We start from the raw sequence: 21,754 nt of genomic DNA, 5'->3' as shown, positions 1-21,754 counted from the left end.
GGCGTCGTGACGGACGCGCCGGGGGTCCGGGCCGGGCGGTATGCCGTCGTCGACGGCGTTGCCTACAGGTGCGACCAGTACGTCGCGGGCTCCCCGATCTGGCTCAGGGCTTCGCACGACCAGCCCCGGCCCCCGGGCTTCACCGCCGACCCCGCGGGCGGCTGGCGCCGACGGATCCTGCCCGAGGAGATCTCCGAGCTGATCGAAGTCACGACCACGGCCCGTTGGCGTGGCCGGCCGGTGATCGTGACAGGTGTGAGCGGCGACAGTGCCTTCCTCGAGGACGTTCGGCGGGATCTCGACGGACGCCTCAGGGTCGCGGACCCGCCCGAGCGCAGTAACCGCCACTACGTGCCCTCGAGCGAGCTGACCGAGGTCATCGAGCAGACCGTGCAGCTCCCGCTGCCGCCGGCCGGCTCGGCGTGGGCAGATGGCCCCGTGCGTGCCGGGCTCTACGCCGTCTACCGGGGAGTTGCGTATGCCGCCTCCGGACCGACGCACAGCTACGGTGACCGGCACAAGAGACCGATCGTCTGGCTGTGGGCGCCCACGAGCACCCCCCAGCCGGAGGGTTTCGAGCAGGACCGGCATGGCGGCTGGCGACGCTCGGTGCCTCTCGACGACGTCGTCGCAGCCTTCACCGTACGGACGACGGCCCGGTGGAAGGGCAACCCGGTCCGCGTCCTCGCCGTCCGCGACGCCCTGGCGCACATCGAGTACGTCGGCCACGACATCGACGGCCGGCCGGAGCTGGCCTACCAGCAGCACGGGACGTGGGAGGGATGGGTGTCCGTCGAGTCGCTGACGCACGTCATCCAGCGACCCAGGGACGTGGTGCTGACGGACCCCCGTGACTCCACCTGACCCATCGACAGCCGATTGAAGACGACCGGCAACCGACCGACAAGCGATCGAGAACCGATCGACAACCGATGGACCTACCGGACGACGACCTCGTCCCGCCGGTCCGCGACGACGGTGACGACGACGCTGCCGACGATCTTGTCGGCGAACGTCTGCCGCCGCCTGTCCCAGATCGGCCACAGCAGCCCCAGGCACGCGGGCAGGACGTCCAGGACGTGCGCGACGTCCCTGGCCAGCAGCCGTGCTCCCGACGGGGCGCTGCCGTCGGCGGCGAGCACCACCTGGATCTGCTGCCGCCTCTTGCCCAGGCTCGCACCGGCGCGCGCCTGCACCGCATACCGGTTCCAGCCCCACAGCGCCAGGTAGAGCAGAACCCCGACCCACACGGCGACCAGACCCAGACCCACCGGCGTGAGCTCAGCCGAGCCCGTGGCGCTGACGCCGGTCTGCTCCGCCGTGGCGAGCGCGTAGAGGATCGGCACCAGGCTGGGCGAACCCACCACGACCAGGTCGAACCAGGTCGCCCACACCCGCCTCTCCCACGGCGCCAGGCCAGCCGGACCGTTGTCGGTCCCGCGGATCTCAGTGTCTGCCCCTGGGGTGGAGTCCATGCCCCTCCTGACCTGTCGGCACGCCCGTTCTATGCCGACCCATCCCATTGTTCCTCCGACGAGCACGCCACCGGGCACCGGGGCCGAGCCAGGGAGGGCGGGCCAGGTCAAGGCTTGTGCAGGGGGCGAGCCCCCTGGGAGTCTTCCGCAGATAGAGAGTCGACACATCAGCCGCGTCATCCAGGCAGATCCCCGGAGCGTCTACGAGTTCGTGTCGGACGAACGGCTCCCACCTCACCGGCCCAGGCGGCGCAGGCGGGCCAGAGCCAGGAAGGCCCCGACCGCGGTGATCGCCAGCGGCCAGCCCACCGCCATCGCCACTGCGTGCTCGGAGACCCACGAGGTCCCCGCACCACCAGGACCGCCGAAGAGGTGCCGGACCGCGATCACCGTGGCGGAGAGGGGGTTCCACTCGGCCGCCCCGGCAAGCCATCCCGGCATGAGGGACGTGGGCACGATGGTGTCCGCGACCATGGCCAGCGGGAAGACCAGCGCAAAGTACTTCATCGCCGCCTCCGGCCCGCTGACGAGCAGGCCCAGCAGGATCCCGACCCAGGACAGGGCCAGGCGCAGGAGCAGCAGCAGGCCGACCGCGGCGAGCACCGCGGCGAGGCTCCCGTGCCACTGCCAGCCCAGCACCATCCCGAGCGTCATCAGGATCACCAGCTCGACCACGGCCGTCACGAGGTCCGCCAGCACCCGTCCGGTCAGCAGCGCCACGTTGGACATCGGCAGCGAGCGCATCCGGTCCAGCACGCCGCCGCGGACGTCGGCCGCGACCGCGATGGTGGTGTTGCCGATGCCGAAGGCCATCGTGAGAGCGAAGAGCCCCGGGAGGAGGAAGTCGCGGTACTCACCACCCGGCACCGCCATGGCGGCGCCGAACGCGTCGCCGAAGACGAACCCGAACATCACCACGGCCATGACCGGGATGAGCAGCGTGCCCAGCAGCTCGTCCGGTCGACGCACCAGGCGCAGCAGGTGCCGCCTGGCCACGACCCAGGTGTCGCTGGCTGCCCAGCCCAGCTCGGAGACGCGGCTCCGGGGGAGGCGCTCGAGCGTCGAGGTGCTCATCGTCTGGCTCCTTGCAGCTTCGGTCGGGGGTCCGACCGAGGGTCCGACGGCCGGTCTGACTGGGGGCTTGAGCCGGGACCGGGCCGAGGTCTCAGCCGGGAGACCGGTATGGCGGTCAGGTGGAGGAAGACCTCGTCGAGGTCCGGACGGCGGAGCGACACAGTGGCCGGGTCGAGCCCGATCTCGTCCACCGCGTGCCCCAGGCGGATGAGCGCCTCACCGCCACCGTGCACGGGAAGCGAGACGCGGCGTCCCACCGCGTCGACCTCCGGGGCCTCGCCCAGGACGGCCGAGAGCGCCCCTGCCACACCGAGCAGGTCCCGGCCCTCGGGCACCAGGACCTCGACCCGGCTGCCACCGACCAGGGACTTGAGCTCGGCGGGTGAGCCTTCCGCCACCACACGGCCCTGCTCCATCACCGAGATCCGTGAGCACAGCCGGTCGGCCTCCTCGAGGTACTGCGTGGTGAGCAGCACGGTGGTGCCCGTCGCCGCGAGCTCGCGGACCGCACTCCATACCTCGCTGCGGCTGCGGGGGTCCAGGCCGGTGGTCGGCTCGTCGAGGAAGAGCACCTCGGGGCTGCGGATGAGGCTCACGGCCAGGTCGAGCCGCCGACGCATGCCGCCGGAGTAGTGGCCCGCCGGTCGGTCCGCGGCGGCCTCGAGGTCGAAACGTTCCAGGAGGGCAGCGGCTCGGACCCGTGCCGCACGCGCCCGCATCCGGTGCAGGCGCGCGAACATCTCCAGGTTCTGCCGTCCGCTCAGGAGCTCGTCCACCGCCGTGTGCTGCCCAGCCAGGCCGATGCGGGCGCGCACGCCCGAGGGGTCCGTGGCCACGTCGCGCCCGGCGACCTGGGCCCGGCCGGAGCCTAGGCTGGTCAGCGTGGTCAGGATCCGCACGGCGGTGGTCTTGCCCGCCCCGTTCGGGCCCAGCAGGCCGTGCACCGTGCCGGACCCGACCGTGAGGTCGAAACCGTCCAGCGCGGCACCCCGGCCGGGATAGTGCTTGCGGAGTGCCTCGGCACGGATCGCCACGGTTCTCTGCGCGGTGCTGGTGGTGCTGCCGACGCAGGTAGTCCTGCCGGCGTGACCTGTGCCGCCCCTGGTCTCGTCGCTCATGCTCGTGCCAGCTCAGGTGCCGGTGCGGTATGCCGCGTGGTGGCTGGTTGGTGCTCGGGCAGCGTCACCTCGTCATAGCGGCCCAGCGCGATCCGGGCGACGTTCAGCAGCGACTCGCTCCCCTCGGTGTAGTAGCCGCAGTGGCCGGTGACCTCGCCGGTGCCGAAGCGGGTGGCGCCTAGCTCGGGGTGTAGCGGTGAGCGGCCGAGGCCGAACCGGCCGAGCCGGACCCGCGGGAAGTGCCGGATCCAGTCCGTCGGCGCTTGGCCTGCCCACAGGCGGGCATCGCCGAGCTGCGCGCGGCGCCACACGCCCATACCGGGGCTCCCGAGGGCCACGCAGTCCCCGACGCGGGCTCGGGCGAGCGCCAGGCCGCTGACCGTGCTGCCGTAGCTGTGCCCGACGAGCGTCAGGTGGGCGGACCGGGGCAGGTAGTGGGTCAGCCGAGCCAGGTCGGGCGCACCGTTGAGGGCGGGACCGCTGTCGGCGGCCGCGGCCAGCCCGGGCGGTGCGTGGTACCCGACCCACACCACGACCGCGGCGCGGGTCTCGGGTGCGAGGTCCTGCATCGTCCGCAGCAGGAGCTGACCGCGTGCCCGGGGCGCGACCGGCCCCCGCTCGGTGAAGTAGTTGCCCTGGTGGTGGCCGTTGCCCGGCACGAGAACGGCGATGTGGTCCGCGGCGACCACGTCGCCGAGCGCCTCCACGATGCGTGCCCCGCCCGGGGGGTCGCAGGCCAGCAGCTGGTGCCCGCCGACGTGGTGCTCACGGTAACGCAGCGGCCCTGCTCCGGGCCCGGGGTGGATGTAGGGGTTTGCGTCCATGCGCTCACGATTCCGCTGTTGGGGGCTGTGCAGACAGACGGCCACCCGGAGGAACCGGGTGGGGGTAGCCCCCCCGTCGGGTCACCACCGGTGCCGCACGAGGTGCCGTCGGACCAGGCATGATGTGCGGATGACGACGACGTCACCGGGGAGCACCGAGCTGCGCGAGCTCGTCCGCGCGCACGGGGCCGACCTGCACCGGTTGGCCACGATGCTCGCCGGTGACGAGGGCTCCGCGACGGTGCTCGTCGCGCGCACGCTCGCGGACCGCGACCCGGCAGCAGCGGTGTCGCCCGACCGGCTGAGGACCGACCTGGTCCGGCGCTACCTCCGCTCAGCTCCTCGTCAACCGGAGGGCGTCGGCGCCACCGTTGGCGCCACCAATGGCGATGCCGGGGACGCGCTCCGCAGCCTGCGGCCCCGCGCCCGGGCCGCCGCGGCGTTGCGCCTGGTCGAGGGATGGGACGCCGAGCGCACCGCCGAGGCCGTGGGGGTGTCGAGGAGCAAGGTCGACACGATGGTCCCGTCCGTCCCGGGGCTCGACGTCGCGCTCGTCGCCGTAGCCGACCAGCACGCACTGTCCGGGCCCGACCTTGAAGGATCCGTCCTGGACGCCACGCCCGAGGGTGGCCCGTTACGCCCCCGGTGGCGTGGACGTGGCGCGCTCATCGCGGCCCTGCTCTCGGCTGCACTGGTCGTCGCTGTCCTGCAGGACGCGGGCCGGGGAGACGAGGGAACGGAGGACGGGGAGGGCGACCCCGCGACGCTCGCGCAGATCGGGGAGACCGACCTCACCGACGCCGGCTGGGTGCTGAGGGACGATGGCGACCCTCCGCGGTCGGTGAACGGGGTGCACCTGCAGGAGACCGTGACGCTCGACAAGGGCCGGCGCAGCGCCTCGGTCGACCTACCGCCCGCGCCCGAGTCCGTCTTCGCGGCCTTCGGCGTCCTCTGGTGCGAGATGCCGCCCGCGGAGGACGACCACCTCGTCGTCCCGACCGGGACGCTGACGGTCGACGACGTCCAGATCACGCTGCCGTGCGCGGGTCGGACGGGGTCCCCGCCCGTCACCCAGGTGGTGCCGCTCCCACCGAGCGGGCAGGGGCTGCTGGAGCTCAGCGGCGACATGCCCGGCGGAGGCGTCGCGACCCTGGGCATCTACCAGGAGACGGACAGCGATCTCGTGCCCGCGGCGCGGGGCACCCTGACCCAGGGGCCGCCCGTCGAGGACGGCGCGGTCGAGCTCGACCTCTCGGCCGGGGGGACGGGCACCTTCTACGGCTGGCGCGCGAGTCAGCCGGTCTCCATCACGCACGGGAGCACGATCCGGGTCTGGGCGGGACGGACCGGCAGCATCTCGGTGGTCGTCGACGGGGTCCCGGCGACGGACGACGGCGACGTCGCGGCGTGGATGACCCTGCTGACGTCCTACCTGGACGAGCCTGTGGACGACGGCCCGATCGCGATGCCCGACCTTCGGGAGTACGCGGACTGGTCCACCCAGGAGGTCGACCTCCGCGACGGGCGGTGGCTCGTCGCCGCCCCGGACACGGTGCGGACGTTCACCGTGCCCAGCCAGGTCGCCCCCGCGCCGGGCGACGCCCGGACGGTCACGGTCGAGGTGATCACCGAGAACGTGGAGGACCACCTGCAGGTTGCCCTCACCGACGCTCTGCCTGCCAGGGTCGACACCGCACCGGTGACTGCGCTCGCGGCACCGGACGTGCCGTTGTTCACGACCGGCCACCGTCTGGTCGGTCAGTGGGAGGTGCCCGCCGACGGCCACGCCCGCGAGCTGGTGCTCGATGGCGCGGCTGGGCTGCCTGAGGAGATGGTGATCCTGGCTACCCGTGCGGCGGACCCAGCCACGTGGGCCCTCTGGGGGGAGGGCCAGATCACCAGGGGGGCTGAGGTAGGACCCCTCTGGCTCCAGACGGACCTGGAGACCGCCCTCCAGGAGCTGCGGCAGCCCCACTTCGCACTGCTGCCGACGGGCCCCGGCCCGGTCACGGTCGCCGCCCCGCCAGCACCGGGCCACCCCGCCACCACGATCGTGGGCTACACCCCTGTCCCGTACGAGGAGTTCGACTTCTCCTCCGCCGCCATCCCGGCCGACGTCTGGCCGGCGGGCTCACCCCCGCCCGACACGCACCTCGGCGCGGACCTGGGAACCTACGAGACGGTGGGCACCATCGAAGCCCCAGACCTCCAGGAGGGGACGGTGACGGTCGACCTCGCGCCCGACGGCGAGGTGGTGGCGCAGATCACGACGGCGGGTCGAGGGCGGATCCGGTTCGAGGTCGACGGCCACCCCGCTGACGGCCTGTGGGGCACGGACGGCTGGTGGTCCAGCTGGACGGACCAGCCGGTCACCTCACTGGTCACGGTGGCCAACTCGGTCAGCCCGCCGCGAACCGACCCCGAGCTCACCGTGGTCGTGGAGGGCTACGAGGACTTCTCCCTGCGGCTCCTGACGGGTGACCCGTCGAGAGGGTTCCGGTGACCGGTTCCGCCTCCCGACGGCGCGTGACCGGGTGCTCGCCCCACCTCGGAAGAGTGCTGCGGTCGGGGCGCGAGCAGGTCTAGGTTGACTCCATGGCACTGACACTGGGCATGGTCACGACCGACACGACCGACGCGCGCGCCCTGGCAAGCTGGTGGGCCGAGCAGACCGGGGCGGAGGTGCACGACAGCTACGACGGGGGGTTCGTCATGCTCATCGGCGGCACGCTGCCGGTGCGGCTGGCCTTCCAGAAGGTGGACGAGGTCTCGCCGGGCAAGAACCGGCTGCACCTGGACCTCACCGCCCCCGACCTCGACGCCGAGGTCGAGCGGCTGGTCGCCGCCGGAGCCGGTGTGGTGGCCCGACGCGGGGGCGAGGACTTCCGGTGGGTCACCCTGACCGACCCGCAGGGCAACGAGTTCTGCGTCTCAGGCCCGCACTTCTGACGGACGCGGGCGGCGGCCGCGGCCACCGCGCCGACGTCGCGGGCGCGCCTAGCCTGGAGGTATGTCGAGCAGCCAGGACCTGGAGCCCCGCCGCCTGCTGGTCGTGCACCACACCCCGTCACCGGGCCTGCAGGCGATGCTTGAGGCTGCCCTGTCAGGCGCACGGGACGAGCAGATCGAGGGGGTCGAGGTCACCGTTCGTCCTGCCCTCCTGGCCGGTCCCGTGGACGTGCTGGAGGCCGACGCCTACCTGCTCGGAACCCCTGCCAACATCGGCTACATGTCCGGGGCGCTCAAGCACTTCTTCGATCAGGTCTACTACCCGTGCCTGGACGCGACCCGCGGCCGGCCGTTTGCCGCCTACGTGCACGGCAACGAGGGTCTGGAGGGCGCGGTGAGAGCGATCCGCAGCATCACCTCGGCGCTGGGATGGGAGCCGGTTGCGCCCGTCCTGGAGGTGAGGGGTGGCGCCGGCAAGGCAGACCTGGAGGCCTGCCGTGAGCTCGGTGGCGTCCTCGCCGCCACGGTGATGCCCGGGTAGGCCGTGGAGGCCCGGGTCCTGCCGAGGGATAGCCGTGCGAAAGCCGAGTGCTAGCCGGGTGAGTGCTGTACGGCACCTCAGGCTTGAGCAGGTGGTCCTCGTTCGCCTCGGAGGAGGCGCGTGCGAACGCGTCGTAGCCGGTCATGCCGGTCATGCCGGTCCTGTCCCGCGCGCCACGCCGTCGACCAGGTCCTGCACGTAGGAGATGAAGCGAGGGCACAGCGCGATGTCATGGGCCTGGCAGCGCAGGGCATGCTCGGTCATCAGCCGGGAGCGCTCCAGCTCCCGCCGCTGCTCCTCGAGCCGGACGAGATGAGCCTCGAGCACCTCGTGGCGGCCGGCCGAGTCGACGTCGAGCAGGGTGCGGACCTGCTCCAGACTCATCCCGGCGGCCTGGCTGCTGCGGATCGTCAGCACCCGCACCAGGTCATCACGGGTGTAGCGCCGGTAGCCGGAGGCGTCGCGCCGCGGTGAGAGCAGGCCGACGTCCTCCCAGTGACGCAGGACGTGGCTGGCCAGACCGACCCGGTCGGCCAGCTCGCCGACTCTCCAGGTCGCGCCGGTACCACCGGCCTCGGCGGATACGCCGGCGATGCTCGTGGAGGTGACGTCGCCCGTGCGGTCCCCTGCGGCCTCGGTGCCGTCGTCTTTCGGTGGGCTTGCCTTCATGTCAACCTGAAGGTACAGCATCGGCCTCATGAACAGCACCCAGCACTCAGCAGACCGCCGCGACCGCCTCGAGGCTCACGCCGATCGACTCGCGGGCGGTCCCGACAGCCCTTTCCACGCTCTCGACGTCGTCGTGGTCGGAGGCGGCCCGGCCGGCCTCCAGGCAGCCCTCACCCTCGGCCGCGTCCATCGTGACGTCGTCCTGCTCGACGCGGGCGAGGGTCGCAACGCACCCGCCGCCGAGATGCACAACTTCATCACCCGCGACGGGACACCCCCCGCGGACTTCCGTCGTCTCGCGCATGCCGAGCTCGCGGCATACCCGACCGTCGTGGTGCGGCAGGCCCGGGTGAGTGCAGTCACCGACCTCCCCGAGCCGCAGCAGCCGGGGTCGAGCGCTTTCCGCATCACGCTGGATGACGGGACGGAGCTGACCGCGCGTCGGGTCGTGCTCGCGACCGGCGTGCGGGACCAGCTGCCCGACATCCCGGGCCTGAGGGAGCTGTGGGGCGACCTGGTCGCGCACTGCCCTTTCTGCCACGGGCATGAGTTCGCCGGACGGACGGTCGCCGTGATCGGGGCGGGTCCCGCTGGGCACCTACCTGGGCTTCTTGCCCCGGTCGCCGGCAAGGTCGTCGTCCTGACGAACGGCGAGGAACTGACCGGCGCCCTGCCGGTCCCTGGCGAGGTCCCCGTGCTGACGGACCGGGTGGTCGAGGTCCGGCGGCACGGCGAAGGCGTGCGGATCACGCTGGGCTCGAGTGAGATGGTCGAGGCGGCCGGCGTCTTCGTCGGGACCGCGTTGCGCCAGACCGCGCCGCTCGCCGACCAGCTGGGCCTGGAGCTCAACCCCTCCGGCTGCGTGCGGGTGGATGAGCGCGGCCGCACCAGCCGGGCTGGTGTGTATGCAGCCGGGGACATGGCCCATGTGCCCGCCCTGCCGATGCCGATGGCCTCGGTCGCCCAGGCGGTCGCCGCGGGCGCCCTTGCCGCCGCCACGGTCGTCGCCGACTCGCTCGCTGACTCGCTCGCTGACCGCTGACCCCGCACGCGAGGGGTGCCTGCCCCTGCATACTGCGCTGGTCCTTCCGCCTGACCCTGCGCGACCCCAAGGAGCTGGTATGCCGTACGCCCTCACCCCTCGGATCCCCACCCCGGAGGAGCACCGGCGGCTCGCCGAGTCTGTCGGCTGGGGCGGTTCGTTCTGGTGGGATTCGATGCCCGCCTCGCTCCAGGGATCCACCGCCGGCGTCGTCGTGCACGCCGACGATGGTGAGCTGGTCGCGATGGGCAGGGTCGTCGGTGACGGAGCGTTCTACTTCTACGTCCAGGACGTGGCGGTGCACCCGGACCACCAGCGACAAGGTCTCGGGCGGAGGGTCGTCGAGGCACTCATGGACCAGGTGCGCGCCGCTGCCCCGGGTCACTGCTGCGTCGGGCTGTTCGCCACGCCCGCGGCAGAGAAGCTCTACCGCAGCCTGGGCTGGGGGGATCAGGAGATGCGCGGGATGTGGCGCGTGCTCAGGGGCTGACCGGTCCGTCCGCGGCCCGTTCCCGGTGGTCCTGGTTCGCCTTGGTCGCCAGGATCGAGACCAGCAGCGCCAGCTCGAAGGCGTTGGTGATCGCGCCGCTGTCCACCGGCACCGGGACGGCGCTCCCGGCCGTGATCAGCACCGCGCCGAGCAGCAGCCACACCCAGCCTGTCCGTCGCCAGACCAGGAAGCCGGCGACCAGCAGGGTGAATGCGACGACGAGCACCATGATCGGCGGTCCCCCGCCGCCCGTGGCGTCGCTGTAGGAGAGCACCCCGTACTCCCAGCCCGGCTCGATGCGCAGCCCGGCGAGCACGGTGACGAACTCCAGGACGTACAGGGCCAGGACGACCAGGATCGAGACGAGCGCGGCGACCCGAGTCTGGGCCCAGCGCACGCCCGCACGGGCGGTGGCGTGCCAGGCGAAGAGCACCAGCAGCGGGGTCAGCAGCGCGTGCACCCAGAACCGCGCCAGGTTCAGTCCCTCCAGCAACGGGCCCTCGCCGATGACCCGGCCGGCGGCGATGATCGCGTTGTCGTAGACCAGGGCAGCGATGACGAGCAGGACCACGTCGGAGACGACGACTCTGCCCAGGCGTCTGACCATGACGACACCCCGGACCAGCAGCGCGGCATAGGCCAGGGCGAAGCCCGCGAACAGGATGGTGTCGATCACCTCTCCGAGGCTGGCACGGGCGGGGCTCTCGCCGCACCGCGGAAGGCGCCGGCGTGGTGGTCCGGCTCAGCCCCCCAGCTCCTGCTCGATGAGTTCGACAGCGCCGCGCACCCCGTCCTCCGCACCGACGCGACGGCCGACCTCGACCGCCCGGTCCACGACGGCGGGGTGCAGGGCCGACTCCAACGCGGAGCGCAGCCGCTCCGGTGAGGCCTGAGGGGTGGGCACCGGAGCCGAGGCCACCCCGATCTCGTGCACCCGCCGGGCGAAGAACGGCTGGTCCATCGTGAACGGCATCACGACCTGCGGGCGGGCCGCCCGCAGCGCCTGCGCGGTCGTGCCCGCGCCGCCGTGGTGCACCACCGCCGCCGCGCGGGGGAAGAGCAGCTCGTGGGGGACGTCGCCCACGAACAGGACCTGGTCGCCATACCCATCGCCATACCCATCGCCATACCCCTCCTCGTCCTCCAGCCCGGACCCTCGCTGCACGACGGCGCGGTGCCCGATCGTCACCGCGGCATCGACGGTATGGCGCATCGCCTCCCGCACCGCCGGCACCGTGTGCGACCCGAGCCCGACGTAGACCGGGGGAGCCCCCGCGTCGAGGAACCGAACGACCGGCTCCGGCAGGGCAGAGTCTTCCGGCAGGTCGCGGAAGGGGTAGCCGGTGGTGCGGACCAGCCGCCCGCTCACCCGCCGTGGCGTCACGATCTGGGCACTGTTCGCCACGAACGCCGGTGCTCCTGCCAGCTGGTGCAGGCCGCGCAGCCGCTCTCTCCACGTGGCAGCCGGGTCGGCCGAGGCGAGCCGCATCGCCGGCCCCAGCGCGCGGACGCCCGCCACCAAGTTGTGCACCGACCGGTCCGCCCGGACCGAGAACAGGCTGGAGTCGCCCCAGACCGAGGGGATAGCGGGCACGAACATCATCAGCACCTGCGGCTTGCGCGGCCCACCGACCATCCCGGCCCAGGCCGAGGTCATCGCCGTCGTCACCAGGGCGTCGTAGCGTGGCAGCAGGTCGGTCATCGCCGCGCGGACCGCAGGTGCCAGGACCCGGGCGACGTCCCGGAGGAGCTCCATCTGCGCCTCCAGGCCGATCGGCATCCCCTGCTGCAGCGCGTCATCGCGGTAGTAGCCCATGGCGTCGACAGCGACCTCCTCGGGCCGCACCCCCGCGGCGCGCACCATCCCGACGAAGTCGCTGGTCGCGGTGACACCCACGTCGTGTCCGCGGCCCGCCAAGCCTCGGGCGACGGCGAGGACCGGTTGGTAGTCGCCGCGGCTGCCGGCTGCGAGGAGGGCGATGCGCATCGCTCCAGTGTGCCGTCCGTCCCGGACGTCGTCGTCGTCGCTCACGACCGTGCGTCACAGCAGTGCGCGCCGTGCCTCAGGGCAGCGACGTGCTCAACCGCGCGTGAGGTTCTCCGCGACGTCCCGCAGAACGGCGGCAGGACGGGTGAGGGTGCCGTCGCCCATCCCGGTCAGCACCAGCGTCATCCCCTCCTGCACCAGCTGGCACTGACCGACGCGCAGCTCCACGTCGCGGTCGCTGCCGTCCAACATCGGCATCGCGGGCTCAACCAGACACTCCACGTTGCCGTCGCGCTCGACCCACTCCATCGAGGTCTTGAGCCCCATCAACTCTGCGAGGGCCTCGGACTCCTGGTCGCTCCACAGCGATGGTGACTCGTCCGCGACGGCCCAGACCGTGAACCGCTCGTCATAGTCGTCACTGGCGTAGGCCTGCACGGCGGTCGCTGCTCCGCCCCGGCTTGCCGACAGCAGCTCGGCCGTCTCGGTCAGAGCCTCCTCCCGGCCGGCGAGGGGTTCCCCTCTCAGGTCCTCGACCACGGCGGTCTCGGTGCGCAGACCGTCGGCTGTCTCCGGCAAGGTGATCGTGCTCTCGTCGAGCCCGTCGTCCGGCCCCCAGCCCAGACCGTAGAGGACCGCGATGGTCGCGACCGCGCCGAGGATGACGCCTCCTCCGGCGGCCAGCCAGGTCGTGCGGCGTGTCTTGGTGGTGCCTTCTGCGGTCGCGCCTTCTGCGGTCGTGCCTTCTGCGGTCGTGCTCTGCGCGGGAGTGCTCACGGAACAGCGGTCAGCGCACGGGGCAGAAGAGGTCGGTGCGCAGGCTCGCGGGGTTCGTCTCCGGCGTGGGCTCGGTGACGTAGATCTCCCACGTGGGACCGGCAGGCGTGAGTCCCTGGTCGCCCACCCAGGTCATCAGCCGCTCCCACGCCTCGCTGAGCTCGTCGTAGGCACCGGTGTGGACCAGCCGGGCCACGCGACCGCCCGGGAGGCTGGAGGGCACGACGTCGCCGTGCTCCTCGACGCGGCGCTTCACGACGAAGCCGACCTCGAGCTCGAGCACGTCACCCGGCGGCGCCAGGTACAGCCCGAAGGCCGCGCCGGGGGACAGGCCCTGTGCCGCGAGAGCGGCCGCGACCTCCGTGAAGGACCGGTCGTAGAAGTCCGTGACCTGCGTCATCGAGACCGCTCCACGGATCACCGCGGTGGGTGCTGGCTCGAGGTCGATCAGCTCTGGGTGCTCAGTCATCAGGGGCCTCCTGGCGTGGTGGGTGGGATGGTCAGGAACCCGGCGGGGTCGGCCGGGTGGTGGAGGAGAGCAGCCGACGCGCGCGTCGGCCGAGGTCGTTGAGGTCCACGCGGCCCGCCTGGGCCGCCGACGCGAGCCGCTGCGCGAGGTCCAGGGCCTCGTCGAGCTCGGGGCCGACGACCGCGGCGTCCTGGCCCATGTCGCGCAGGATCGTGCTCTCGGTCCGAGAGGCGACCAGCGGCTCGGCCACCCCCTCGATCCAGACCCGGGTGCGGCGACCGTCTCCCCGCTCCTCACCGGTGATCCGCTCCAGGGCGAAGATGCGGTCGGCCCGGGCGAACTTGCCGAAGCCCAGCGCCACCATCCGCGTCTCTGAGGTCACTCCGCCATCTTGGCATCGCCGGCGGTCTCGCGTCTGCCCTCGCTCGTGCGCACACCGGTGTCAGGCCGTGCGCCCGCGCCCCTGCCCCGTCCCCGGCTCCGGGCGCGCACCGCGCAGGACCGGGCTGGCGCCTCTCCCGGGCGAGGGTCTGGGTGAGACAGTGGGGTGATGAGCCAGAGGTATGAGGTGTGCGGGCATGTCTGAGCAGGACCGGGCACGTGCGACGGCGGGTGCGGCAGGGGAGGGCCTGGCGCCAGGGGAGCAGGAGCAGCTGGTCTACGCCCTGGAGGCGCGGTTCGCCGCTCATCGGGACGCGGCTGCCGCGGCCGTCCGCGAGGCGGAGCGGGAGCTGACCGAGGCACAGGACCGGCTGGCCCGGGCCGAGGAGGCCGCCGCCAGCGAGCGCTACACCTCCACCCCGCTGCCGTTCATGCGCCAGACCCTCGACGAGGAGGTCGACGGCCTCGAGCGTAAGACGACCCCGAAGAAGGTACGGGCCGCCTACCGTTTCCTCCTGGACCGGGCGGCCGAGCTGGCGGCCGCGGAGGTGCAGGGCTTCCAGCAGGATCAGGCCGACCTCGCCCGGGACCGCGCCGACGGGGTCGCGGCGTGTCGGGAGGCGGTGGACCGGGCGACGGCCACGCTGGCCGCGACCCGGGAGATGGCCAGCCGGGTCCGTGCGGCCGAGCAGGCGGCCCGACGCGGCCTGGACCTCATGGTGGCCAAGCTGTCGGCAGCGGACTGACGGTCGCCGCAGCAACCCTCCCGCTCAACCGTCGTCCCTCAACCGTCGTCCCTCAACCGTCGTCCCTCAACCGTCCTTCTCAACACTCCCGCTCAACCGTCCTCCTCGGCGAACCGGTCCAAGGCCGAGGTCCACCGTCGGGCGATCAGGCGCCGGATCGGGCCGTGCCCGATGAGCCACAGCAGCGGCTTCTGGAGTAGGCGGGCACCGGTGTAGTCCCACTCCGCGGTCACCTGGCTGCCGCCTCCAGCGCGCGACGTTGCTCGGACGACACCCCGGCCACCACCCCCGTAGCTGCTCTCCGTGACCGTCCAGCGGACGACGTCGGGGTCGGACCAGTCATACCGCACCACGACCCAGAACGGCGATCCTGCGGTGCTCTCCCTCGCCTCGGCCCAGTCCTCGCCGGACCCGCGCAGCTCATAGGTCCTGGGGTCGAGGCTCTGGCTCCAGATCTCCAGGCGACGGTCGGTGAAGTCGATGAGCGCACGCCGGACCTGGTCCGGCGAAGCCTTGGTGCTGACATCGATCCTCACCTCATCAGTGAAGCACCGGGAGGGACGCGGGTCTACGGGGTGTAAGGGTCCGGCCGCCGGGGATAGGCAGGGGTTAAGGCCGGCGGGGAGCGACACCCCGGGCGGCCGTGGCGGTAGCGCGGCAGGCCTGAACGCCCGGCCCCCGGGGGTCGGGCGCGGGGCGGGGTAGCTAGACGTGCCAGGTGACGTGGCTGCCGTTGATCTCTGCCTCGAGATCATGCTGGTGCACGTGGGTGTGGTGTCGCTCGCAGAGCAGGGCGAGGGTGTCCATGTCGGTGGCGCCGCCGCGGGACCACCAGATGGTGTGGTGGGCGATGCACCACTCCGGCGGCACCGTGCAGCCGGGGAAGGTGCAGCCCTTGTCCCGCAGCCGGAGCGCCCTGACCTGCGCGGGTGTGGCCAACCGGTGCTCGCGACCGACGTCGAGGATCTCGCTCTCGGTGCCAAGGACGGCCGGGACCAGCTCGGCCTCGCACGCCAACCGCCGCACCTGTCCTGCTGAGAGCACCTCACCGGTGGTGGTCAGGCCGGCACCGCGGGTCTGGCCCAGCAGGTCCGACAGACGCATGGTGATCACGAGCGTCGCCCGCGGCATGGTCGGTGTGCCCGTCGGGCAGGTGGTCCCCCGGCCCAGGACCGACCGGAACGCGTCATACCGGCGCTGGGTCGCGCTGCGCAGATCCGGGGCGTCGTCGGTGCTGGCCGGCGCGGCCAGCTTGGAGGTCACGATCCCGTTCAGCACCGCCGCGTCCGCCTCGGGGGCGTCGATGGTGAACCGGGTCAACCCGTTGGCCAGGCGCCGGCTGGTGAACGAGCGCGCCTCGTGGGCCAGCTTCTCCCGACGCTGCTTGTCCTTCTCGTCCAGCAACGCCTTGATCGCGGTCTCGATGATCTCGTGCAGGACCGCGTCGGTGATAGCCGGGTCGCAGGCCGCGTCGACGAAGATCTTCACGAACGCCTCGTACCCCTCCGGATCCAGGACCGGGGACAGCTTGGCCAACGCCCGCGCCACGACCGCACCCCGCCGCGCCGGCGTCCGGCCCTGCGCGACAGCCTCCACCAACGGGATGTTCAACCCGCTCCTGGCGGCCCGGACCACGGCGTCCATGTCGCCCAGCTCACTGCGCGACAGCCACGGGCAGCGCTGCGCGAGCCAGTCGACCACTCCGAAACCGCTCTGCCCGGGCAGACCCCGAGCAGAAGCCTCCAACGCCAGGGCGAACAACGCCGCCCCCGTCGCCAGGGACAGCTCACCCAACCGGGTCAGCCCTCCCCGCAGGTCGTCCTCCAGCAGCCGCGCACGGTCCTGAACGGCCGCACGTGCCTGCGCCATCCCGCGCCTGGCCGTGACCAGGCCAGCCTCCAACACCTGCGCGGGCAGGGGACTCTGCGATGCCTGCTGTAGAACCTCCCGCAGCGACTCCTCGACCTCGTCCATGACTGCCGCCCACCACGCCGCCTCCGCACGCTCCACGTGCTCCACTGCGCGCGCCTCGGCGAGCAGCTCATCCCCCACCCGACCCCACCCCCCGTCAGGCTCCAGAGCCCAGGACGCAGGCGAGGCAGCGCCGAGGAGACCGTCCCCGACGGCTTCTGCACCACCCCATACCTGCTCCATGAACACACTCAACCAGCCAGCACCGACAAACCTCTGACCTGCACCGATACGGAGTCGACCCCGCGAGTCACCGAGCATGAAGGGCTCCCGCACCTCACCAACTGCCGCGGCCTCTCATGCCTATCGACCCGAGGACGACCCGCCGCGACCCTCCAGCTCGCGCACGAGGCTGGCCGACGCGGTCAGCCGGTAGGACATCTCGACGAGCTCGGCCACCTCGACCCAGTCGACGCGGTCGGCACCGCCGAGACGGTGGAAGCTGAGCCCCAGCCACCCGGCCGGCCCGAAGTAGGCGGGGATGAAGTAGGCGTCCTCCTGGACCAGCGCCTCTCGCTCGGATGCATCGGGCAGGAAGAGCAGCGCGTTGCGCGCGACGGGCGCGTAGTGGTCACCCTTGAGCGAGCCGCCGAACACCGCGAACACCTTGCGGGTGTAGAAGGTCGGGGCACCGTGCGACACCTTCTCGGCAGCGCCGGGGAAGGACAGGCAGATCTCGCGCACGCGCTCCAGGCACCGCTCGGCGTCGACGGCCCAGGGCGGGGCCGTACCTTCCGTCATCCACCGAGTATGCCGCGGCCAGGGGGCGAGCAGGTGGCGATCGGGTCAGGCCGAGCGGGTCAGGCCGAGCCGGTCAGCCCGCGCGTGCGCGCGGCAAGCGGCTCAGGCCGTCTGGTCCGGCTCCCCGTCGCCCGGCTGGACGGTCCAGCTCGGCGGCTCGTCCTCACCGGACTCCTCGTCGCGCTCGGAGTCCTCAGCGGTCTCGTGCACGACACCGGCGGCGTGGTGCACCGGGGCGTAGATCGCGTAGATCTGCAATGGCTCATCGCCCGTGTTGATCACGTCGTGCCACATCCCGGCCGGCACCTGGATCGACCAGCCGTCGGTGACCTCCTGCTCGAAGGTGAGGTCGTCCTCGGCCGGGCCCATGACGCACCGGCCCTTCCCGGCGTCAAGACGCAGGAACTGGTCGGTCTCCGGGTGCACCTCCAGCCCGATGGACTCGCCGGCCGGGATCGACATCAACGTCACCTGCAGGTACTTGCCCGTCCACGCGACGGTGCGGTAGGTCGTGTTGGCGCGGGTCTCCGCCTCGATGTTGAAGGCGTTGGGGCGGGGGCCGTTGTCGGTCACGGACATGAGTGACGCTCCTCGTGCTCGTCGGACGTTCGGGGTCACCCAAGCATCTCCTACCGGCCGTCGCGGTGCGACCCGTGGCCCTCGGCGACCTGCACCAAGGGCAGCCTTGCCTCCCTGGAAGCGGGACGGCATACCCGCTATCAAGGGGGTATGGGCCGGTGCGTGGGCTTTGTGCGCAGCTACCCCGTCGTGGCGGTGACGCTCGTCGTGGGTGTCGTGGTGCTGGCCCTGCTCGGCCTGGGGGAAGGGCCGGCCGCCCGGACGACCGCGACCGTCTACGTCAGCATCGTCGTGCTCGTCACCGCGGTGGACATGGTCCGGGACATCCGCCGTGGTCATTACGGCCTGGACATCCTGGCGGTCGTCGCCATGGTGGCCACGCTGGCGGTCGGGGAGTATGTCGCCTCGCTCATCATCGTGCTCATGCTCAGCGGCGGGGAGGCGCTGGAGGTCTTTGCCGCCGGGCGCGCCCGGTCTGAGCTCACGGCGCTGCTGGACCGGGCCCCGAGCCGGGCCCGGCGGATCATGGACGAGGAGCGCCTCGAGGACGTCGACGTGGGAGCCGTGCGGGTCGGTGACGTGCTGCTGGTCCGGCCCGCCGAGGTGGTGCCCGTCGACGGCCTCCTCCTGGACGGGCCGGCGTCCTTCGACGAGGCCTCCCTGACCGGGGAGAGCCTGCCGGTCACCCGGGAGCCCGGGGACGGCGTGCTCAGCGGGGCGGTCAACGGCACCCGCGCGGTCCGGATCCGGGCGGTCGCCACGGCGGCGGACTCGCAGTACCAGCGCATCCTCACCCTGGTGAGCCAGGCGGAGGAGGCCAGGGCGCCGACCGTGCGGGTCGCCGACCGCTTCGCCGTCCCCTTCACCATCGTCTCCCTGCTCATCGCGGGCACCGCCTGGTACCTGTCCGGTGACCCGACGCGGTTCGCCGAGGTGCTGGTGCTGGCCACCCCGTGCCCCCTGCTCATCGCCGCTCCAGTCGCGTTCATGGGCGGGATGAGCCGCTCCGCCCGGTCGGGTGTCATCGTCAAGGGCGGCGCGACCCTGGAGGCGCTGGCCCGTGCGCGGTCGATCGCCTTCGACAAGACCGGCACCCTGTCCACCGGCAACCCCGAGCTGCTGCAGATCCACCTGGCTCGTGGGGCTGACCGCCCCAGCGACGTCGACGAGGACGAGCTGCTCCGCCTGGCGGCCTCGGCCGAGCAGTTCTCCTCGCACGTGCTGGCCGGCGGGGTCATTCGGGCGGCCGAGGCGCGGGGGCTGGCCCTGTCTCCTGCCGTGGACGCGACCGAGGTCGCCACCCAGGGCGTGAGCGCGATCGTGGAGGGCCGGCAGGTGCGCGTCGGCAAGCTGGCCTTCATCCGCGAGGTGGACCCCGCGTCCTACCTCGAGCCGCTCGGCCCGGGCCAGACCGCCGTCGCCGTGTCGGTCGACGGCCGTTTCGTGGGCACCATGGTGCTGCGCGACGTGCTCCGGCCCAACTCCGCCGACACCGTGCGGGTGCTGCGCGAGGGCGGGGTCGAGAACATCGCCATGCTCACCGGCGACAACGAGGCCACGGCCCGGGCACTGGCCCAGGCGGCGGGCATCCACGTCGTCCACGCCCAGCTGCTGCCCGAGGACAAGGTCCGGCTCATCGACGACCTCCCTGCACCGGTCGTCATGGTCGGTGACGGCGTCAACGACGCACCGGTCCTGGCGGCCGCCGACGTCGGCATCGCGATGGGCGCCCGCGGCTCGACCGCGGCGAGCGAGAGCGCGGACGTGGTGATCATGCGTGACGACATCGGCAAGGTCGTCCAGGCCGTCGACATCGGTCGGGACACCTACCGGGTCGCGCTGACTTCGATCTGGATCGGGGTCGCCCTCAGCGTCGGCCTGATGGTGGTCGCGGCGTTCGGCCACATCCCGGCGGTCTGGGGCGCGCTGACCCAGGAGGTGGTGGACCTGGTCGTCATCGTCTACGCACTCCGCGCGCTCACCGGCCGCACCAGCCACCCGGAGCTCCTGCTGCCACCCACCGTGGGCGCGAGGCCTTCCGCAGCCACCCGGCCAGGTGCCACGATGGTCGGGTGAGGTCGACGGCGGCAGTCAGGGCCGGAGCGGCAGGAGCGCAACGGCAGAAGCGACAACGGCAGGAGCGAACCGATGACCGGGAGGACCCGCAGCGAGGTCTGGGACCGGCACGCGCCCCGGTATGACGCTCGCACCGCCTGGTTGGAGCGGCGTCTCCTCTCGCACGGGCGCACCTGGGTCGGCGCCCGTGCCACCGGCGCGACCCTCGAGGTCGGCGTCGGCACCGGCGCCAACCTCGCGCACTACGGACCGGACGTCGATCTCACCGCCATCGACCCCAGCGCCAGGATGCTCGAGGAGACGCGGCGCAAGCTGTCGGAGGCCGGCCCCGCGTCCAGATCGGACCGGGCGTCCTCCCCCGGTCCGGAGCTGAGCCTGGTCCGACCGGTCCGGCTCCTCGCCGCCGACGTGGGAGACCTGCCGTTCGAGGACGGCTCCTTCGACTCCGTGGTCGCCACCTACGTCCTGTGCTGCGTGCCCGACGTGCCGCTGGCGCTGGCCCAGATCGCCCGGGTGCTGCGTCCCGGTGGCCAGCTGCTGCTGGCGGACCACGTCCGGTCGACAGCCTGGCCGCTGCGGCTGGGGCAGCGGTTGCTGGACGTCGCCACGGTGCCGCTGCAGGGGGAGCACTTCAGCCGACGCCCGCGCACGCTGCTGGCAGCCGCCGGGCTGGAGGTGACGGACAGCCACCGGCGTGCCGCCGGTGTCCTGGAGATGGTGCGTGCCGTCACGCCTGAGGGGATGGGCTAGATTGCGCCCACGTGAGTGCCCAGGCCCCTACCTCCGTGATCCTCATCCGCGCCCTGCGGTTCGCCCCTAACCCCGAGACCGCCGCGGACAACGCCTTCCAGGCCGACATCCCCACCGGGCAGTCCTTCGACGACACCGCTGCTGCGGCCCTGGCCGAGATGGACGCCCTCGCCGAGGCGCTGCGCCGAGCCGGCGTGACCGTGCACGTCTTCGAGGACGAGGACCACACCCGCCCCGACAGCGTCTTCCCGAACAACTGGCTGTCCACCCACGCCGGCGGCTACGTCGGCGTCTACCCCATGTACGCCTCCAACCGTCGCCACGAGCGTCGCGCCGATGTGCTGGAGATGCTCAAGTCCACCTACCGCGTGCAGACGATCATGGACTACTCCGGCCTGGAGCCGGACGGTGTCTTCCTCGAGGGCACCGGCGCGATGGTGCTCGACCACGTCTCACGGGTGGCCTATGCCGCGCGCAGCCACCGCATGGACTCCCATGTCCTGGAACGCTTCTGCACCGACTTCGGCTACGAGCCGATGGCCTTCGACGCGGTGGACTCCGCAGGCGTGCCGGTCTACCACACCAACGTGATGGCCTGCGTCGGCACGGACGTCGCCCTCTTCGCCCTCGGGATGATCCGTGACGAGCAGCGCCGCGAGGAGGTCCGCGCCCGGCTGTCGGTCAACGGCCGCCGGGTCGTCGAGCTCACCGAGGAGCAGGTGCGCGAGTTCGCCGGCAACGCCGTGGAGCTGTGCGGGCGGACACCGGAGGGCAGGCGGCGCTATGTCATGGCGATGTCCGAGCGAGCCCGCCGGAGCTTGAGGGAGGAGCAGGTCGCGGCCATCGAGGAGTCTTGCGAGATCCTCGCGGTCGACATCCCCACCATCGAGCTCGCCGGCGGGTCGGTGCGCTGCATGATCGCCGGCATCCACCTGGACCGTCGCCCGGCGGCGGAGCCGGACTTCTCCGCCGCGGTCGAGGCGATCGACGAGCACCCGCACACCGCAGACGGCCGGGACCGCGCTGAGGACGGCTGATCCGGGGCGCCGCACGCGAGGCGGGCAGCGCAGACCCGCGTCGACCGGGTCCGACTCG

General features: G+C 72.3%; 24 protein-coding genes. 10 read left to right on the top strand and 14 right to left on the bottom strand.

All coding sequences use genetic code 11. From position 1 onward, the window contains the following. Positions 1 to 6: 6 nt before the first annotated feature. On the top strand, positions 7 to 864 hold the full coding sequence (locus ESZ52_RS18750; protein WP_131106276.1) for a hypothetical protein: 858 nt from the start codon (positions 7 to 9) through the stop codon (positions 862 to 864). A 74-nt stretch (positions 865 to 938) separates the two neighbouring features. On the opposite strand, the gene ESZ52_RS18745 is transcribed toward ESZ52_RS18750, so the two are convergent. The 4 genes from ESZ52_RS18745 to ESZ52_RS18730 all read right to left on the bottom strand — a co-directional run bounded on the left by ESZ52_RS18745 (position 939) and on the right by ESZ52_RS18730 (position 4,491). Next, entirely contained in the window at positions 939 to 1,475 is a 537-nt protein-coding gene (locus tag ESZ52_RS18745) for an RDD family protein (protein WP_181009857.1), read from the bottom strand. 234 nt (positions 1,476 to 1,709) lie between these two features. Continuing rightward, positions 1,710 to 2,549: an ABC transporter permease gene (locus ESZ52_RS18740; RefSeq protein ID WP_131106274.1), complete on the bottom strand. Its 840-nt coding sequence runs from the start codon at positions 2,547 to 2,549 to the stop codon at positions 1,710 to 1,712. After that, entirely contained in the window at positions 2,546 to 3,667 is a 1,122-nt protein-coding gene (locus tag ESZ52_RS18735; RefSeq protein WP_131106273.1) for an ATP-binding cassette domain-containing protein, read from the bottom strand. Before ESZ52_RS18735 ends, ESZ52_RS18740 begins: the two co-directional genes overlap by 4 nt. Further along, on the bottom strand, positions 3,664 to 4,491 hold the full coding sequence (locus ESZ52_RS18730; protein WP_131106272.1) for an alpha/beta hydrolase: 828 nt from the start codon (positions 4,489 to 4,491) through the stop codon (positions 3,664 to 3,666). Before ESZ52_RS18730 ends, ESZ52_RS18735 begins: the two co-directional genes overlap by 4 nt. A gap of 130 nt (positions 4,492 to 4,621) precedes the next feature. On the opposite strand from ESZ52_RS18730, the gene ESZ52_RS18725 reads away from it, so the two are divergent. The 3 genes from ESZ52_RS18725 (at position 4,622) to ESZ52_RS18715 (ending at position 7,981) form a co-directional block, all read left to right on the top strand. Next, entirely contained in the window at positions 4,622 to 6,994 is a 2,373-nt protein-coding gene (locus tag ESZ52_RS18725) for a hypothetical protein (RefSeq protein ID WP_131106271.1), read from the top strand. A gap of 92 nt (positions 6,995 to 7,086) precedes the next feature. After that, positions 7,087 to 7,440 carry a VOC family protein gene (locus ESZ52_RS18720; RefSeq protein WP_131106270.1) on the top strand — a complete coding sequence of 118 codons (354 nt, stop codon included), beginning with the start codon at positions 7,087 to 7,089 and terminating at the stop codon, positions 7,438 to 7,440. Between the two features lie 61 nt (positions 7,441 to 7,501). After that, positions 7,502 to 7,981 carry a flavodoxin family protein gene (locus ESZ52_RS18715; RefSeq protein WP_131106269.1) on the top strand — a complete coding sequence of 160 codons (480 nt, stop codon included), beginning with the start codon at positions 7,502 to 7,504 and terminating at the stop codon, positions 7,979 to 7,981. A 150-nt stretch (positions 7,982 to 8,131) separates the two neighbouring features. Here the strand turns inward: ESZ52_RS18715 and ESZ52_RS18710 are convergent, their stop codons facing one another. Further along, on the bottom strand, positions 8,132 to 8,650 hold the full coding sequence (locus tag ESZ52_RS18710; protein ID WP_131106268.1) for a MerR family transcriptional regulator: 519 nt from the start codon (positions 8,648 to 8,650) through the stop codon (positions 8,132 to 8,134). A 28-nt stretch (positions 8,651 to 8,678) separates the two neighbouring features. On the opposite strand from ESZ52_RS18710, the gene ESZ52_RS18705 reads away from it, so the two are divergent. Together ESZ52_RS18705 and ESZ52_RS18700 are read left to right on the top strand one after the other, a co-directional pair. Further along, positions 8,679 to 9,692: an NAD(P)/FAD-dependent oxidoreductase gene (locus ESZ52_RS18705; protein ID WP_131106267.1), complete on the top strand. Its 1,014-nt coding sequence runs from the start codon at positions 8,679 to 8,681 to the stop codon at positions 9,690 to 9,692. 79 nt (positions 9,693 to 9,771) lie between these two features. Further along, entirely contained in the window at positions 9,772 to 10,182 is a 411-nt protein-coding gene (locus ESZ52_RS18700; RefSeq protein ID WP_181009856.1) for a GNAT family N-acetyltransferase, read from the top strand. Here the strand turns inward: ESZ52_RS18700 and ESZ52_RS18695 are convergent. The 5 genes from ESZ52_RS18695 to ESZ52_RS18670 form a co-directional block, all read right to left on the bottom strand. After that, on the bottom strand, positions 10,172 to 10,858 hold the full coding sequence (locus tag ESZ52_RS18695; protein WP_202865382.1) for a hypothetical protein: 687 nt from the start codon (positions 10,856 to 10,858) through the stop codon (positions 10,172 to 10,174). The genes ESZ52_RS18700 and ESZ52_RS18695 overlap by 11 nt on opposite strands. Positions 10,859 to 10,924: 66 nt before the next feature. Next, positions 10,925 to 12,169 (bottom strand): glycosyltransferase, encoded by a 1,245-nt coding sequence (locus ESZ52_RS18690; protein ID WP_181009855.1) that lies wholly within the window; start codon positions 12,167 to 12,169, stop codon positions 10,925 to 10,927. Positions 12,170 to 12,262: 93 nt separating this feature from the next. Further along, positions 12,263 to 12,946, bottom strand: coding sequence for a hypothetical protein (locus ESZ52_RS18680; protein WP_131106263.1), 684 nt, complete (start codon positions 12,944 to 12,946; stop codon positions 12,263 to 12,265). A 10-nt stretch (positions 12,947 to 12,956) separates the two neighbouring features. After that, a complete protein-coding gene (locus ESZ52_RS18675; protein WP_131106262.1) occupies positions 12,957 to 13,415 on the bottom strand; it encodes a GyrI-like domain-containing protein in 459 nt (152 codons plus the stop codon). Between the two features lie 31 nt (positions 13,416 to 13,446). Then, positions 13,447 to 13,797, bottom strand: a complete 351-nt coding sequence (locus ESZ52_RS18670) for a hypothetical protein (protein WP_131106261.1) — start codon at positions 13,795 to 13,797, stop codon at positions 13,447 to 13,449. 196 nt (positions 13,798 to 13,993) lie between these two features. Between ESZ52_RS18670 and ESZ52_RS18665 the strand changes: the two genes are divergently transcribed. Continuing rightward, on the top strand, positions 13,994 to 14,542 hold the full coding sequence (locus tag ESZ52_RS18665) for a hypothetical protein (protein WP_131106260.1): 549 nt from the start codon (positions 13,994 to 13,996) through the stop codon (positions 14,540 to 14,542). Between the two features lie 92 nt (positions 14,543 to 14,634). On the opposite strand, the gene ESZ52_RS18660 is transcribed toward ESZ52_RS18665, so the two are convergent. The 4 genes from ESZ52_RS18660 to ESZ52_RS18645 all read right to left on the bottom strand — a co-directional run bounded on the left by ESZ52_RS18660 (position 14,635) and on the right by ESZ52_RS18645 (position 17,833). After that, positions 14,635 to 15,078 carry an SRPBCC family protein gene (locus ESZ52_RS18660; protein WP_131106259.1) on the bottom strand — a complete coding sequence of 148 codons (444 nt, stop codon included), beginning with the start codon at positions 15,076 to 15,078 and terminating at the stop codon, positions 14,635 to 14,637. 169 nt (positions 15,079 to 15,247) lie between these two features. Then, positions 15,248 to 16,594 (bottom strand): HNH endonuclease signature motif containing protein, encoded by a 1,347-nt coding sequence (locus ESZ52_RS18655; RefSeq protein ID WP_181009854.1) that lies wholly within the window; start codon positions 16,592 to 16,594, stop codon positions 15,248 to 15,250. Between the two features lie 222 nt (positions 16,595 to 16,816). Beyond that, positions 16,817 to 17,254 (bottom strand): MmcQ/YjbR family DNA-binding protein, encoded by a 438-nt coding sequence (locus ESZ52_RS18650; protein WP_131106257.1) that lies wholly within the window; start codon positions 17,252 to 17,254, stop codon positions 16,817 to 16,819. A 102-nt stretch (positions 17,255 to 17,356) separates the two neighbouring features. Beyond that, entirely contained in the window at positions 17,357 to 17,833 is a 477-nt protein-coding gene (locus tag ESZ52_RS18645) for a cupin domain-containing protein (RefSeq protein WP_131106256.1), read from the bottom strand. 150 nt (positions 17,834 to 17,983) lie between these two features. Between ESZ52_RS18645 and ESZ52_RS18640 the strand changes: the two genes are divergently transcribed. From ESZ52_RS18640 to ctlX, 3 genes are all read left to right on the top strand, one after another. Next, positions 17,984 to 19,909: a heavy metal translocating P-type ATPase gene (locus tag ESZ52_RS18640; RefSeq protein WP_131106255.1), complete on the top strand. Its 1,926-nt coding sequence runs from the start codon at positions 17,984 to 17,986 to the stop codon at positions 19,907 to 19,909. A gap of 72 nt (positions 19,910 to 19,981) precedes the next feature. After that, positions 19,982 to 20,659, top strand: coding sequence for a class I SAM-dependent methyltransferase (locus tag ESZ52_RS18635; RefSeq protein WP_131106254.1), 678 nt, complete (start codon positions 19,982 to 19,984; stop codon positions 20,657 to 20,659). An 11-nt stretch (positions 20,660 to 20,670) separates the two neighbouring features. Next, the gene (ctlX, locus tag ESZ52_RS18630; RefSeq protein ID WP_131106253.1) at positions 20,671 to 21,696 is read left to right on the top strand and encodes a citrulline utilization hydrolase CtlX; all 1,026 of its coding nucleotides are present in this window, start codon (positions 20,671 to 20,673) and stop codon (positions 21,694 to 21,696) included. Positions 21,697 to 21,754 lie beyond the last annotated feature (58 nt).

The sequence above is a fragment of the Ornithinimicrobium sufpigmenti genome, assembly GCF_004322775.1.
In the GTDB taxonomy this organism is placed as follows: Bacteria; Actinomycetota; Actinomycetes; order Actinomycetales; family Dermatophilaceae; genus Ornithinicoccus; species Ornithinicoccus sufpigmenti.
The sequence above is the reverse complement of the archived record's forward strand: the minus strand, read 5'-3'. Positions and strand labels throughout refer to the sequence as shown.